General features: G+C 66.6%; 13 protein-coding genes and 2 tRNA genes. 10 read left to right on the top strand and 5 right to left on the bottom strand.

All coding sequences use genetic code 11. The annotated features are described in order from the left end of the window. Positions 1–21: 21 nt before the first annotated feature. Both OHA70_RS23175 and OHA70_RS23170 read left to right on the top strand, forming a co-directional pair. Entirely contained in the window at positions 22–1,425 is a 1,404-nt protein-coding gene (locus tag OHA70_RS23175; protein WP_328320982.1) for an MFS transporter, read from the top strand. Positions 1,426–1,649: 224 nt separating this feature from the next. After that, positions 1,650–1,853, top strand: coding sequence for a cold-shock protein (locus tag OHA70_RS23170; RefSeq protein ID WP_026163488.1), 204 nt, complete (start codon positions 1,650–1,652; stop codon positions 1,851–1,853). 50 nt (positions 1,854–1,903) lie between these two features. Here OHA70_RS23170 and OHA70_RS23165 read toward each other — a convergent pair whose 3' ends face one another. From OHA70_RS23165 to OHA70_RS23155, 3 genes are all read right to left on the bottom strand, one after another. Beyond that, a complete protein-coding gene (locus tag OHA70_RS23165) occupies positions 1,904–2,389 on the bottom strand; it encodes a GNAT family N-acetyltransferase (RefSeq protein ID WP_328320975.1) in 486 nt (161 codons plus the stop codon). A 94-nt stretch (positions 2,390–2,483) separates the two neighbouring features. Beyond that, positions 2,484–2,852, bottom strand: coding sequence for a M23 family metallopeptidase (locus OHA70_RS23160; RefSeq protein WP_328320973.1), 369 nt, complete (start codon positions 2,850–2,852; stop codon positions 2,484–2,486). A gap of 23 nt (positions 2,853–2,875) precedes the next feature. Continuing rightward, a complete protein-coding gene (locus OHA70_RS23155; protein WP_328320971.1) occupies positions 2,876–6,097 on the bottom strand; it encodes a tetratricopeptide repeat protein in 3,222 nt (1,073 codons plus the stop codon). 156 nt (positions 6,098–6,253) lie between these two features. Between OHA70_RS23155 and orn the strand changes: the two genes are divergently transcribed. From orn to OHA70_RS23140, 3 genes are all read left to right on the top strand, one after another. Then, complete coding sequence (gene orn, locus OHA70_RS23150) at positions 6,254–6,862, top strand: oligoribonuclease (protein WP_328320969.1); 609 nt, start codon at positions 6,254–6,256, stop codon at positions 6,860–6,862. A 51-nt stretch (positions 6,863–6,913) separates the two neighbouring features. After that, positions 6,914–6,986 (top strand) — tRNA-His (locus tag OHA70_RS23145). Between the two features lie 88 nt (positions 6,987–7,074). Further along, positions 7,075–7,560, top strand: coding sequence for a hypothetical protein (locus OHA70_RS23140; protein WP_328320967.1), 486 nt, complete (start codon positions 7,075–7,077; stop codon positions 7,558–7,560). Here the strand turns inward: OHA70_RS23140 and OHA70_RS23135 are convergent. Beyond that, positions 7,550–9,292: an aminotransferase class V-fold PLP-dependent enzyme gene (locus tag OHA70_RS23135; RefSeq protein WP_328320965.1), complete on the bottom strand. Its 1,743-nt coding sequence runs from the start codon at positions 9,290–9,292 to the stop codon at positions 7,550–7,552. The genes OHA70_RS23140 and OHA70_RS23135 overlap by 11 nt on opposite strands. A gap of 94 nt (positions 9,293–9,386) precedes the next feature. On the opposite strand from OHA70_RS23135, the gene tenA reads away from it, so the two are divergent. From tenA to OHA70_RS23105, 5 genes are all read left to right on the top strand, one after another. After that, complete coding sequence (gene tenA, locus OHA70_RS23130) at positions 9,387–10,052, top strand: thiaminase II (protein ID WP_328320963.1); 666 nt, start codon at positions 9,387–9,389, stop codon at positions 10,050–10,052. Beyond that, a complete protein-coding gene (locus tag OHA70_RS23125; RefSeq protein ID WP_328320961.1) occupies positions 10,052–11,605 on the top strand; it encodes a phytoene desaturase family protein in 1,554 nt (517 codons plus the stop codon). Before tenA ends, OHA70_RS23125 begins: the two co-directional genes overlap by 1 nt. Before the next feature lie 68 nt (positions 11,606–11,673). Beyond that, positions 11,674–11,749, top strand: a tRNA-Lys gene (locus OHA70_RS23120). 634 nt (positions 11,750–12,383) lie between these two features. Then, positions 12,384–12,887, top strand: coding sequence for a hypothetical protein (locus tag OHA70_RS23110; RefSeq protein ID WP_442913910.1), 504 nt, complete (start codon positions 12,384–12,386; stop codon positions 12,885–12,887). Positions 12,888–13,435: 548 nt separating this feature from the next. Continuing rightward, entirely contained in the window at positions 13,436–13,765 is a 330-nt protein-coding gene (locus tag OHA70_RS23105; protein ID WP_328320955.1) for a hypothetical protein, read from the top strand. Between the two features lie 112 nt (positions 13,766–13,877). Here OHA70_RS23105 and OHA70_RS23100 read toward each other — a convergent pair whose 3' ends face one another. Further along, positions 13,878–14,036: a hypothetical protein gene (locus tag OHA70_RS23100; protein WP_328320953.1), complete on the bottom strand. Its 159-nt coding sequence runs from the start codon at positions 14,034–14,036 to the stop codon at positions 13,878–13,880. Between the last annotated feature and the right edge of the window lies 1 nt (position 14,037).

The raw sequence follows: 14,037 nt of genomic DNA, 5'->3' as shown, positions 1-14,037 counted from the left end.
AGCAATGTAGTCTGTTCATCGATGGAACCGTCGAGTTCAGCAGAGCTGACCGCCGACCCGGCCGCGGACGAACCGCTGGCCCACCGGCGGCTGGTCTTCGGCATCGTCGCGATCGCCCTGTTGATGGTCTCGATCGATCAGACCATAGTGGCGACCGCGCTCAACGCCATCCGCGGCGACCTGCACGCGGAGCTGAACTGGAGCGGCTGGACGATCACCATCTACGCCCTCGGCCAGATCATCGTGATGCCGCTGGCCGGCCGGCTCGGTGACCAGTTCGGGCGTAAACGGGTCTTCCTCGGCGCCGCGGTGCTGTTCACAGTCGCCTCGCTGTGCTGCAGCCTGGCCGACAACATCTACCTGCTGGTCGTCTTCCGCGCCTTCCAGGCGATCGGCGGCGGCGCGTTCATGCCGACCGCGACCGGCATCGTCGCCGAGCAGTTCGGCCGCGAGCGGGACCGGGCGATCGGCATGTTCACCTCGATCTTCCCGATCGGCGGCATCCTCGGCCCGATCATCGGCGGCGTCATCGTCACGTACTGGTCCTGGCGGGAGATCTTCATCGTCAACGTGCCGATCGGCGTGCTGCTGATCGCGCTCGGGGCCCGCTTCATCCCTCGCAGCACGCCCAAACCGGCCGGTCGCGTCGATACCGCCGGCGCGGCCCTGCTGGCGTTGACGATCCTGTTCGGGATGTACGGGATCACCTCGCTGGGCAGTAGCGGAGCTTCGGTAACGGATCCGCTGTTCATCGCCGCCGAGGTGATAGCGGTCACCCTCGGTTTCCTCTTCGTCCGGCACGCGAACCGGAACGCGGCGCCGTTCATCCCGATCACCCTGCTCCGCGGCCGCGGCTTCGGCGCGATGAACGCGATCAACTTCCTCTTCGGCGCGGCCGTCCTGGGCTTCGGCGCGCTGGTACCCCTGTACGCCGAATCGCGGTACGGCATCCAGCCGCTGCAGGCCGGGACGTTGCTCACGGCAAGAGCCGTCGGGATGATCTGCGTCGCCGGGCTGGCCGTGTTCGCGCTCCGGCGTACGGGCTATCGAGCACCCATGATCGGTGGCTTCCTGCTGGTCGCGGGCGGGATGACTGTGATGGCGCTGGCACCACACGGCCTTACGCCGTACGGATGGCTGGCTCTCGCCGCGGGGATCACCGGCGTCGGGATGGGCCTGTCGATCCCCGCCTCCAACAACGCGAGTTTGCAACTTGCTCCCGATCAGATCTCGGCGATCGCCGGATTGCGCGGCATGTTCCGTCAGTCGGGCGGGATCGTCGCGGTCTCCGTGACGACCACCCTGCTTGCCCACGCCGGCAACGGCGGACTTGCCCAGGCGCACAGCTTCGTCGTCTTCGCCGCGGTACTGCTACTGATCATCCCGTTCACCCTGCTCGTGCCGGACCATCGCGGATCCTGGTGAAATTGCCGGGTGGCCATGTCGGGTGCGCGCGGCCACGGTGTGCTACCGTTTCTGACGGTTGCAGTTTTGCAGTTCCCCGTTCGTTTTTGAAACGCCCGCGGATTTGTGATCCGCAGGGCGTTTTCTCATTTCTGGGCCTCGGTCCGGTGTGGGAGGGCTCGTTCGGCAACCAGGGGACCGACGACCGTCGGGACCTGTTACCCGCCCCACACAAGGAGCAGATCATGGCCAGCGGAACAGTGAAGTGGTTCAACGGTGAAAAGGGCTTCGGCTTCATTTCTCAGGACGGTGGCGGCGCCGACGTCTTCGTGCACTACTCGGCGATCGCGGCGGACGGCTACCGTTCGCTCGATGAGAACCAGAAGGTCGAGTTCGACCTGACCCAGGGCCCGAAGGGCCCGCAGGCGGAGAACGTCCGCCCGGTCTGAACCACCGCTTGAGCGAGCCCGGCCGATTCTTCGGCCGGGCTCGTTCTTTGTTAGCTGACCCAGAGGTTTTCGCCGTCGTCCACCTGATCGGTTCGGTGGAGGCCCGCGGCGGAGGCGACCCCTGCGGAGGCGGTGTGGTCGGGGTGAACGTGAGCGATGATCCGGCTCGCCCCATGACCCTTCAGCCAGGCGACGAGACCGACGGCGGCCTCCTTGGCATAGCCCTGGCCTTGCCAGGCCGTCCCCAGCACCCAGGCGATCTCCGCCTCGTCACCGAGCACGGTGGCCTGCACGTAGCCGACCAGCTCGTCGTACTGCGTGGCGCTGATCACCCAGTTGAGCCACGACTCCCCCGGACGCCCCGGACCCGCCACCTGCCGCCGGTACCGCTCGTCGAGCGCCTTGGCCGTCGGTGGCTCACCACCGGTGAATGTGTACAGCCCCGGATCCGCAAGCACAGGAGCCATCGCCACGGCGTACTCGACCCGCAACGGCAGCATGGCCAGCCGGTCAGTGGCGAACCTGGTAGCGATCATTCCGCTAACGGTAGTGCCGAGCGGCTCGGCTGCTCCCTCCACGGCCGGCCCGCTCGACATCACCATTCGCTGCCCCTCCCTTGATTCCCTCCCGTTACGCCCGAAGCCTGGTGTTCGGATGCAGGTCGAACCGTGGGTTCCGGTGATCACCGGTCCCGTACGGCGTGACGCGCTCCTCGTAATGCAGGTGTGGGCCGGCAGCCACGCCAAGGCGATCCCCTGTCTCCACCGTGTCGCCCTGGCGTACCTCCGGCCCGGCCAGATGGTCGTAGAGATGCCAGATGGCATTCGACTCGACCACGACCTGATCAGCCGACACCCGGACAACGACCCCGGCCATAGTGGCCCTGATCGGCGTACCGGGGGCCGCGCGGTAGTCACGGCCCGAGTGGAAGCCGTGCTGCTCGTCGCCTGCGACCCCGAACTCGCAGGTCACGTCCGCATTGTGTACCGGAGCTGCCATGAGTAGATGGTGCGGACGAACCTTCAGACAGCCTTAAAGGCCGACGCAGCAACCCGCGCGGGCACCGCCGGGTAGGGGGCTGGTTCGACCTCTAGCTCGGCCATCCGCTGGATGTAGGTCCGGTACGCCCGCCTGGCCTCTCCATGGGCTCCGCTCGCCTGGAAGGCGGTCACTAGGCCCAGGTGAGCCCGCTCGTCGTACTGGTCGCGCTGGAGGATCCGCAGCAGGTACCCGGCGGCCGCATCGGGGTCGCCCTTCCCCCGCTCGGCCAGCACCCGAGCCACCCGGACATAGAGCGCCCTGGCCTCTTCACGCATCCCGGCGGCCCAGTCGGCGTACACGTCCTCCTCGAGGAAGTCCCCGCTGTACCCCGCCTCAGCCGCGCGCAGGAGGGGCATGCTGTTGCCATCCAGGCCGGACCGGGCGTCGTGGAGGAAGCCTTCGACATCTACCGAGGTCTGGTCGCCGTCGAGCCAGATGGTCGCGCGGTCGGCGCCTACGAAGCGGTCGGGCGGGTAGCGCTTCTCTGGGTCCAGTACGGAGCGCACGGTCGACAGTGCGACGGACAGTCTCGGCGATGCGACTGATTCGCCTTGGTCCGGCCAGAGCAGGTCCAGTAGCTGTACGCGGGCGACAGGGCGGCATCGGCGGGCTACCAGGATCTTGAGGAGGTCGCGGGCCTTCTTGGACGGCCACTCGCCTAGCTGGACGGCTTTGCCATCTCGTAGTACACGGAAGCCGCCCAGGCACTCGATGCGCACCGGAGCCGGCCCTGTCTGCTGGCTAGCAGCCAGAGCCGCTGCCGCATAGCGAGTAGCTCCCGCGGCCAGGAACTGCTGGTGGGCTCGCAATGCGAGCTCTCGCCCCTCAGCACCCTGCGTACGCTGGGCCAGCATCAACTCCGCACGTGCCTGTCCCAGCGGATCGCCCAACTCGTGCCGGATGTTCAGTACTTCGTGCAGTACCTCGCCACCGTCAGCAGCCGCGTACAGCTCGAGCGCATCGGCCAGCCCGGCCCGGTCACGGCGCCGACGGCAGAGCGCGGCCGACTCTTCAGCAGCTGCCGCCGCGTCCGCCTTGTTGCCTGCCTGCAGAGTCACCCAGCCCAACGCGACGAGCGCACCTGACAGCCCAGGGACCGGACCGTAGGCCACGGCCTGCCTGGCGATCTCGGCCAGCTCCGCCGCCCGCTCGGGCTCCTCGACCGCCAGCACCCGGGCAAGACCAGCCAGGGACGGTACCAGCGACTGCATGTCCTTGGTGTCGTCCGCCATCGCGATTGCTTCCTCGTAGCACGCTCTGGCCATCGCCCTGTCCCCCCTCTCGCGGTAGACCTCGCCCAGCACGGCAAGCGGCTGAGCCACCCGCTTGGACTCCAACTTCTGGTAGAGCGCTCGGGACGCCTCCAGCTCGCCAATGGCCTCGTCCAGCCTGCCGAGCCGCAGCAGCGCCTCGCCCCGGTTGTTGAGGGCGAGTGCCCGGAACACGGCGAAGCCCGCGCGATCCGCCAGCTCCAGTGCGATCTCCAGCTCGTCGAGCCCCAACGTGTAGTCGCCTTCAGCAACATGATGTGATCCGCGGTTGACCCTGATCCGGATCGCCTGCAGGAGATCGCCTGCTCGCTCCGCATGCTCCAAGGCGCGCAGGTAGTGGGACGCGTTGCCGCGCGGGTCGCTGTCGACAGCGGCCAGCATCGCCAGCACCGTGTGGACGATGGCCATCGCACGGTCGTCCGCGGACACCTTGGCGCAGATCTCCGCCGCTGCGACGAGCTCCCGGCATTCGTCGAACTCGCCGCGCAGCCAGTGCGCTCCAGCCCACCATGCTTGCAACAACGCCTCGTCCGCCGGGTGCTGCCCGTCGATCTGGCCCCTGCGGTACATCGCCACCGCTACATCGGTTCTGCCGCGCAGATGATGGATCAGCCCGAGCCGCCACGCGATGCCGACGGGGATCTCTCCCTCGGGCTCGATGATCCGGTCGAAGCACCTCTCCGCGCCCTGCCAGTCGCCGAGTACTTGCCGTGCCTCACCTTCCAGCTGATCCATCGCGGCATCCCGTAGCTGGTCCGGCAGCGAGCTGACTGCTACGACCACTGTTTCCGCCATGCCGCCATTGACCATGGCATGCCCGCGGTGGGTGAGCATCCGTGCGACGTGGCCCGAATCCACTGCCTGGTAGCAGGCCAGAGCGTCTCGCTGGTCTCCGACGGACTCGAACCACTGCCCTGCTTGCAGTGTCAGCTCGGCCATCCCGATCTCATCTGCTGACAACCTGTCGAGGGCGAAGTCCCGGACGAGCGGGTTGAGCTCGTAGCCGTCCACCTCGCCGGCGGAGACGAGTAGACCTCTAGTACGCAACTGCTGCAGGGTTTCCGCGTTCTCCGTGAGGCCTATCGCTTGGCAGAGCTCGGCGGTGAACCTGGGCAATACGGCCACCGCGGCAACCAACCGGCGTACCGATGCTGGCTCTGCTGCGAAGACCTCTTCGGCCAGGTAGTCATAGAGCGGTCCATCCGACCGCAGGGCTCTCCGCAGCCGCCCCTGCCGCTCCGAGGCCGGTACTGTCCGCAGCGCCTCGACAGCCAGCCGCACAGCAGCAGGCCACCCCTGTACTGCGGCCTGCAACGGCTCAGCAAGCTCCTCAGCCCCTTCGCCCAGTACTACGTCGAGCACGGCGCGGGTCTCCTGAACGGTGAAAGCCAGTGCTGTCGCGTAGATCTCCAGTACCTGGCCTCTGCCACGCAGTCGATCGATCCCGAAGGGCATAGCCGTCCGAGATGCGACCACGAGATGCAGTGAGGGCGGCGCCACCCGCACCAGCCCCTCGATCAACTTAGTTGCCGGGTCACCGGGGTTGAGCTCATGCAGGTCGTCCAGCACGAGCACGACGTCACCACTGAGGTTCTGCTCGAGCGCATCGGCGAGCGAAGCGGCGTACGCGAGAGCTCTGGTGCCCTGCTCGGCATCAGCGTCGGGGCCGCGCGGTCCCTGGAGCTCAGCGGCGAGCACAGCGGACAGTGCCGGCACCTGGCGGCGCAGCGCGTCGACCAGGCCGGTGACCATGGCAGCCAGCGAGCGGTCCTCGGCGCGGACGGTGTACCAGGCGCAGGGACGCTCAGCAGCCCAATCGCTGAGCAGAGTGGACTTGCCGAACCCGGCATCGGCCACCACCGTCAGCAAGCGGCGGCGAGCGCCCTCACTGAGCAGCTTGGTCAGCCGCGGCCGCGCGACGGTCCCCTCCATAGCCCCACCTCCGTGTCCCCGTGTGCACTCCGCCGAGTACGTAGAACAGGACAACACTGTCAGTAGCGCAGCCGCAACAGTGTTGCCCGGATCTCTACGGGAGGTTTGCCCGGTATCGGCGGGACAGCGGTCCTGGGACGGCTAAGGTGGGTGCCCATGAACGACCGGCTGGTGTGGATCGACTGTGAGATGACCGGACTCGATCTCGAAAAGGATGCCCTGATCGAGGTCGCCGTGCTCGTCACCGACTACGAACTCAACGTGCTCGGAGACGGGATCGACCTGGTGATCGCACCACCTCCGGCTGCGCTGGAGCAGATGGGCGACTTCGTCCGCGACATGCACACCGGCTCCGGCCTGCTCGACGAACTGCCGAACGGCATCGAGCTCGCCGACGCCGAACAGCAGGTCCTCGACTTCATCTCCGGCTACGTCAAGGAGCCGCGCAAGGCGGCGCTGGCCGGCAACTCGGTCGGTACCGACCGCACCTTCCTGGTCCGCGACATGCCCAAGGTCGAGTCCCACCTGCACTACCGCAACGTCGACGTCAGCTCGATCAAGGAACTCGTCCGCCGCTGGTACCCGCGGGTGTACTACGCGACACCGGCCAAGAACGGCAACCACCGCGCGCTGGCCGACATCACCGAGTCGATCGCCGAGCTCCGCTACTACCGGCAGACCGTCTTCGTCCCGCTGCCCGGCCCGGACACGGAAACCGCGAAGGCGGCCGCGTCGTTGGTCAGCACCCCGATTTCTGGTTCCTGACCTTCATCGCTATGATTCTCCAGTCGCGCTGATACAGGCGGCTGAAACATGGTGGGTATAGCTCAGCTGGTAGAGCACCTGGTTGTGGTCCAGGGGGCCGCGGGTTCAAGTCCCGTTACTCACCCTTTGCAGGAAGGCGATCCGATTCCGTGTACTTCACGGGCCGGGTCGCCTTCGTCGTTTTGCCCGGTGTCCATGGGAGGATCCAAGGCGTGAAAGCGTCGGGCAGTGCGTGGTTCGGGTACGGGATCGCCGTCGTGGTGACCTTCTTGGTCGGGATGCTCGCCTTCACCGTGTTCGTGTTGTCGAAGGTGTTCGGGTCCTCGGCACCCGAGGAGAAGCCGGCGCCGGAGCCGCAAGCAGTCTCGAGCCCTTCGGCCGCGCGTCGACCTGTGGCGGTCGGCGTTCTCGAAGTACAGGCTGTCAAAGGGAATCCACAGCAGGTCGTACTGATCGTGGCTACGCCAACTGGATGTGCGCAGGAGCCGCAGGTGGTCACGTACGCCGAGGGCGGCGGGGCAATCGCAGTACGGGTCACCCAGCGGATCTACCGCAGCGGCTGCCACTTGAAGACCGATTCCGTACTGGCGACGGCGAAAGCGCCCATCGCCGGGCGACCCCTGCTCCTCAACGGGGTGCCGTGGACGATGGGCGCTGACGGGGAGTACGAGCAGGCGCTGCGGACCGCTACTTCGTAACGCAACCAGCGGGGAGGTCGAACCACCTGAGGTGGTCGAAGTCCTCGTTGACGCTGGCCTCTGTCTCCTGGTCCTTCTGCTGACAGGCCGAGAGCAGCGCACGGGCCTCAGCCAGGTAGCCGACCAGGGCGGACTCGGGAGCCTTGTCGTCGTGGCGGGGATACCGGAGCTGACCGTCGGCGTCGTACCCGACCTGGGACAGCCGCATGGGCGGCTCGACCGGGCCGCGGTAGTGCTTCCAGAGCCCGGTGGCCGGGTTGAAGCGGTAGTCGCCCAGTAGCCGCCAACCCTCCTCGGCGACCAGCTTCACCGCGGCGACGACGTACTCGAAGACCGCCTCGGAGATGAAGTAGTTGAAGTTGACCCGGACCCAGCCGGGCTTGATCCCTTCGCAGCCGTGCACGATCTCCTCAGCGAACTCGGCCGAGCGCGCCAGGTCGATGCCGAGCAGCGTGTGTCCGTACGGGCCCGCGCACGAACAGCCGCCCCGGGATTGGATCCCGAACAGGTCGTTCAGCAGCGCGACGACGAAGTTGTGGTGCAGGTACCGGCCCGACGGCGCCTTGAGCACGAACGACACGATCGACAGCCGCTCGGCGTCCAGGTTGCCTAGGATCTCGATCGCCGGCTCGTCACGCCAGGCCTCGACGGCGCGCCGCAGGTACGCATCCTCGTGCGCCCGGATGACCTCGATGCCGACCGCTTGCTTGAGCTGGAAGACCAGGCCGGCCCGGATCGACTCGATGATCGCCGGCGTGCCGCCCTCCTCGCGGTGGATCGGGTCGTCCAGGTAGCGATGCTCAGTCGGGTTCACGAAGGCGACGGTGCCGCCACCCGGTACGTCGGGGACGCGGTTGCACAGCAGCTCACGACGGGCCACCAGCACTCCCGGCGTACCGGGTCCGCCGATGAACTTGTGCGGGCTGAGGAAGATCGCGTCCTTGTAGGCCAGCGGATCCGCATCGCGACCGCCGTACATGTCGATCTCGACGTACGGCGCTGCGGCGGCGAAGTCCCAGAACGACAGGGCGTCGTGTCGGTGCAGCAGCGCGGAGACCCGGTGGGTGTTGCTGACGATGCCGGTGACGTTGCTGGCGGCTGAGAACGAGCCGATCTTCAGCGGCCGATCCGCGTACCGCACCAGCTGGTTCTCCAGCTGCGGGATGTCGATGTGCCCGTCCTGGTCCTGGCCGATCACCACCACGTCGGCGATCGACTCGCGCCAGGGCAGCTCGTTCGAGTGGTGCTCGTACGGGCCGATGAAGACGACCGGCCGCTGCTCCGGCGGGATCGTGTCGGTCAGGTGGTACTCGTCATCCAGCTGGGCCGGGATGCGCAGCCCCAGTACGCCGATCAGCTTGTCGATCGCGCCGGTCGCGCCGGAGCCGCAGAAGATCACCGCGGTCTCGTCGTCACCGCCGACGCTGTCGTGGATGATCTTGCGGGCGTCCTCACGCAACCGGGTGGTCTGCAGGCCGGTACCGCTCGACTCGGTGTGCGTGTTCGCGTACCGGGGCAGCACCTCCTCGCGGATGAAGTCCTCGAGGAAGCCCAGCGCCCGGCCGGACGCGGTGTAGTCGGCGTACGTGACCCGGCGCGGCCCGTAAGGACCCGGCATCACCTGGTCGTCACCGATCACCGAAGCCCGGATCCGGCTCAGCAACGCGGTGTCCGGAGGCATCGCCACCTGGGTGTCGGCGGCGCTGGTCGAGTGATCCCCCTGGGTCGTCATTGCGTCAGGGTAAGGCCGGTAAGTGACATTCGTCGTGTAAGACCTGACACGCGTGCGGCTAGGGTCGGCGGCAGTCGAGCTTGAGGAGCTGGGGATGACGTTTTCCAAGGAGCTGTGGGCATCCGGTGCCGCCGAGGTGTACGCCGGGATCGTCCGGCACCCCTTCATCACCGGGCTGACCGACGGCACGCTGCCGCACAGCGCCTTCCGCTACTTCATCGTGCAGGACAGCCACTACCTGCGCTCGTACTCCCGTGCACTCGCCCTGGTCGCCGCCCGGGCGGTGGACGAGGACGCGGTCAGCATGTTCGCCCGGCACGCCGCAGACGCGATCGCGGTCGAGCAGGAGCTCCACAGCTCGCTCCTGGGCTCACTGGGCCTCACCTCCGCCGACGTCGACTCCGCAGGGTCCGGGCCTACCACTACGGCGTACATGTCCTATCTGACCGCCGTCTGCGCGACCGGTACGTACGCCGAGGCGGTGGCGACCGTACTGCCTTGCTACTGGATCTATCGCGAGGTCGGCCGGGAGCTGCTGAAGCACTCCTCGCCGGACCCGGTCTACGCCGAGTGGATCGCGGCATACGGGTCCGAAGAGTTCGATGCAGTCGTAGAGTCTGTACTGGCGGTGACAGACCGGCTCGGCGCCGAGGTGGGCCCGGGCGAACGCGACCGTTGCCACCGGCACTTCTCCACGACCACCAGGTACGAGTGGATGTTCTGGGACGCCGCGTACCGCGAACTGGATTGGCCGGTCTGATGAAGAACTTCTACGACGTCGTGATCGTCGGCGGTGGCCACAACGGCCTCGTCGCGGCTTCGTACCTGGCCGGTGCCGGGCTCAGCACGCTCGTACTCGAGCAGCAGGGGCATACGGGCGGCGCAGCGGTCAGCCAGCAGGTGTTCCCAGGCGTAGATGCTCGGCTGTCGCGGTACTCGTACCTGGTCAGCCTGCTGCCCGACAAGATCGTGGCGGACCTTGGACTCGGGGTGGAGCTCCGGTCGCGGTCGGTGGCGTCATACACGCCGGTACGCCGGGATGGGCGCGATCTGGGGTTGATGGTCGAGCGGCCGGAGGGGGCTTCGACCCGGGCTTCCTTTGCGGCGTTGACTGGTGGCGATTCGGAGTACGAGGCCTGGACGTCCTTCTACGACTCCGTCGCGTCGCTGGCCGGTGTGGTCGCGCCGACTCTGCTGGGGCCGCTCCCGTCGGCTGCGGCGCTCCGCAAGCAGGTGGACCCCGCACTGTGGGAGGCGCTGGTCGAGCGGCCCTTCGGTGAGGTCGTGGAGCAGCGCTTCGCGGACGACACCGTACGGGGCGTGGTGGCGACCGACGCGGTGATCGGCACCTTCGCCGGGCTGCACGACGAGTCGCTGATCCAGAACCGCTGCTTCCTCTACCACCTGATCGGCAACGGCACCGGCGAGTGGCGCGTGCCTGTTGGCGGCATGGGCGCCGTGACGGACGCACTGGCCAACGCTGCCCGGCGTGCTGGCGCCTCTGTCGTCGTGAACGCCTCCGTGACGTCGGTGGAGGCCGACGGCACCCGCGGGGCCGTGACCTGGATGGGCGGTGACGGAGAGCGGTCGGTGGATTGTTCCTACGTACTCGCCAATGTGGCTCCTACTGTTTTGGCCGGGCTTCGTGGTCAGCCGGTCGCCGCGAAGCCCGAGGGGTCGCAGCTCAAGATCAACCTGCTGCTCTCCCGGCTCCCCCAACTGCGCTCCGGCGACGACCCGACGCGGGCCTTCGCGGGCACCTTCCACATCGACGAGGACTACAGCCAGCTCGAGACGGCGTACCAGTCGGCGGCCGGCGGCTCACTGCCCTCGGTACCGCCCTCAGAGGTCTACTGCCACTCCCTCACCGACCCGTCCATCCTCAGCCCCGAATTGGTTGCCTCAGGCCACCAAACCCTCACCGTCTTCGGCGTCCACTTCCCCACCCGCTTGTTTGCCGACGACAACGACATGGCCCGCTCCGAGTCCGTACGCCGGGTACTGGCCGGCCTGGAGTCCTACCTGGCCGAGCCCCTGGAGCCCTGCATCGCCCGCGACTCCGACGGCAACCTCTGCATCGAAGCCAAAACCCCTGTCGACATCGAAGAATCCGTCGGCATGCCCGGCGGCCACATCTTCCACGGCGACCTCCAATGGCCCTGGGCCGAGGACGACTCACAGGCCGGCCGCTGGGGCGTAGAAACCGACGTGGCCAACCTCCTCATCTGCGGCTCCGGCGCCCGCCGAGGCGGCGCCGTCAGCGGCATCGCCGGCCACAACGCAGCCATGGCCGTCCTCGACCTCCGCCCCTGACATACCGATTTCACTTCCACCCAAAACCCCTGCTACGATCCTCTTCGTTCGCAAGCACAACAGAACATGCGCCGCTAGCTCAATTGGCAGAGCAGCTGACTCTTAATCAGCGGGTTCGGGGTTCGAGTCCCTGGCGGCGCACCAACATCGAGGCCCGAGCAGACATCGCAATCTGTTCTCGGGCCTTTGTGTTGTTCACAACCCTTTTACGACCCTCTTTGCCGGACGTCGCTCCTCACTGAGCTGGCAGCGACCGACCCCGCACCCTCCGCCGACCTCCTCTGCGGATGCCCATGCTTTTCCCCACGCCTTAACCTGATCGTGACTGTGTGTCACCTCACATCGTTTCGCCTCATTCTCCCGGAGCTGGATCTTCCTCCGAGCCAGGCGTTGAGCAGCCAACCATCGAACAGGTTGGAGGCTTGAGATGCCGAGACCACCGCTGCCCATCGGCTCCTGGGGACGGATCTCCACCAAGGTCATGAAGACCGACGACAACGGCAAGCCCGCGAGCGTCCGCGCGAAGACCAACTTCCGCGACCACGACGGCCAAGTCCGAGACGTGACCGCCTACGGCAAAACCGCGACCACCGCCGAGCGTGCCCTGCTCAAGAAACTCCAGGACCGCGCCAAGACCGGCCATGGCGCTGAGCTCACCGCCATGCACAAGATCAACCACCTCCTCGACCTCTGGATCACCAAGTTCAAGGATCAGATCGCCGACGGAACCCGCTCCCCCACCTCCCTCAACACGTACCTGCGTGCCATCAAGAACCACATCCGCCCCGCCCTCGGCGAACTCCGCATCGGCGAAGCAACCACACCCCGCGTCGACACCGTGATCTCCAAGATCAAGAAGAACGCCGCCCCCCAACAGCCAAACCTGCCGAGCCATCATCTCCGGCACGATGCGACTCGCCGTCCGCTACGGCGCCATCACCGTCAACCCAGTCCGCGAAGTCGAAAGCATCGAACACACAGCCAAGAAACCCGCACGAGCTATCAGCGCCGAGGAGATCACGCTCCTCCGCAAGCAACTGGAAACCGACGAAACAGCCGTCCAAGCCGACCTGGTCACCTTCATGCTCGGCACCGGCGTCCGCATCAGCGAATCCCTCGCCGTCCTCTGGTCCCAAGTCGACCTCGACGCAGGCACCGTCGACATCACCCACACCATCGTCCGCATCAAGGGCGAAGGCCTCATCCGCAAGCCCGGCGAATCCCAAACGAGCAACGGACTGACGACGTTTCGCCCGTACGACCTCGTGCCAGCGACCGCTGATCCTTAACAAATCGCCCTTGCGGATGGTCACGGACGAGTAGGACGTTCCGTTGGCCGCAAGTTGCTCACAGATGCCGCGCCAACACTCGCGTTCGGACTCGACCAACCGGCGCAGCCACTTCCTCACCGACTCCGCGTATCCCAGACGCCTGAGTGCATCCGCGGTGGCCTTCACAGCAGCCACCTTGAGTTGCCTTTCGAGAGACGACGTGATCTCCCATCCATTGAGGAAGCCGCCCCATCGCCAGTGGCGGGCGCCCAGTACCCGCTGCAATCCATCACTGACCCGCGTGCCCGTGAGCAGGGTCTCCCCAGCGCGGGTGTACACGATCTCAAGCTGCTCCGCTATCGACTCCGACCTCCAGCAGTTCTCTCTGATTTCACTGAGCATCTCAAGTCGCAGGGATTGGTGGCTCCGGCTTGACTGCCGCACCCACGTTGTTTCGGGCTCGCGCGAAGGCTCGATTCCATGGGGCTGGAAAGGGTTGATCCGCTTCGGTGGAGCCGATGGACTTCGTCCGTTGTCACCAACAAATTGAGGAGTTCCCGTGTATAGGTCGAAAACTTCCCGGACACTTGGGCGCGCTGCCGTTGCCGCAGCTGCCCTGGCCTCCGTCGCGCTTCTGCCGGCAGGAGTCGCCAATGCGACCCCGCTCACTGAGGCCGCGCCGGCCACGGTCGACTACGTGACCTGCACCATTCACGGGCAGCCGGGCCAGCCCATCATGTTCTACCAGGTCAAGTACGGTGTCGGCTTGGGCTATGTATATGACGGTCAGAAAGTCAATCAAACCGGCCGCGACAGCGAATGGTCGTACGGAGTTCTCTGGGGCCGCACCGACGTCACCAAGGTCGCCGCCCGCTACGTCTACTGCTGAGTCAGCAGCCAGGCGCGACCGGCGACGGGATCAGCAAGGTTCTCTGCCGCTATTAGTGCCGATTCCTGCAGCGAGATGCAGTGCAGCGTGGCGGGTGGAGTTGTAATGCCACCTACTTGCGCCGGGCAACATTGGCTGCCTTGGTGAACTGGCGCCCGATCTTCTCGGGCCGGTCGGATTGGAGCTTGCCCGGGCAGTTGACCGACTGCCCGGGCAGCAGGGCATGGCCGGCGGTGCGCGCTTCGAGCTGAAGTGCGACGGGTTCTTTCACT

Origin of the sequence: Kribbella sp. NBC_00382 (assembly GCF_036067295.1) — a bacterium.
GTDB lineage: Bacteria > Actinomycetota > Actinomycetes > Propionibacteriales > Kribbellaceae > Kribbella.
The sequence above is the reverse complement of the archived record's forward strand: the minus strand, read 5'-3'. Positions and strand labels throughout refer to the sequence as shown.

Coding starts and splice junctions, on each gene's coding strand:
- OHA70_RS23125 (WP_328320961.1), top strand. CDS start 10,052: ATGAAGAACTTCTACGACGTCGTGATCGTCGGCGGTGGCCACAACGGC.
- orn (WP_328320969.1), top strand. CDS start 6,254: ATGAACGACCGGCTGGTGTGGATCGACTGTGAGATGACCGGACTCGAT.
- OHA70_RS23135 (WP_328320965.1), bottom strand. CDS start 9,292: ATGACGACCCAGGGGGATCACTCGACCAGCGCCGCCGACACCCAGGTG.
- OHA70_RS23175 (WP_328320982.1), top strand. CDS start 22: ATGGAACCGTCGAGTTCAGCAGAGCTGACCGCCGACCCGGCCGCGGAC.
- tenA (WP_328320963.1), top strand. CDS start 9,387: ATGACGTTTTCCAAGGAGCTGTGGGCATCCGGTGCCGCCGAGGTGTAC.
- OHA70_RS23155 (WP_328320971.1), bottom strand. CDS start 6,097: ATGGAGGGGACCGTCGCGCGGCCGCGGCTGACCAAGCTGCTCAGTGAG.
- OHA70_RS23160 (WP_328320973.1), bottom strand. CDS start 2,852: ATGGCAGCTCCGGTACACAATGCGGACGTGACCTGCGAGTTCGGGGTC.
- OHA70_RS23170 (WP_026163488.1), top strand. CDS start 1,650: ATGGCCAGCGGAACAGTGAAGTGGTTCAACGGTGAAAAGGGCTTCGGC.
- OHA70_RS23165 (WP_328320975.1), bottom strand. CDS start 2,389: ATGATCGCTACCAGGTTCGCCACTGACCGGCTGGCCATGCTGCCGTTG.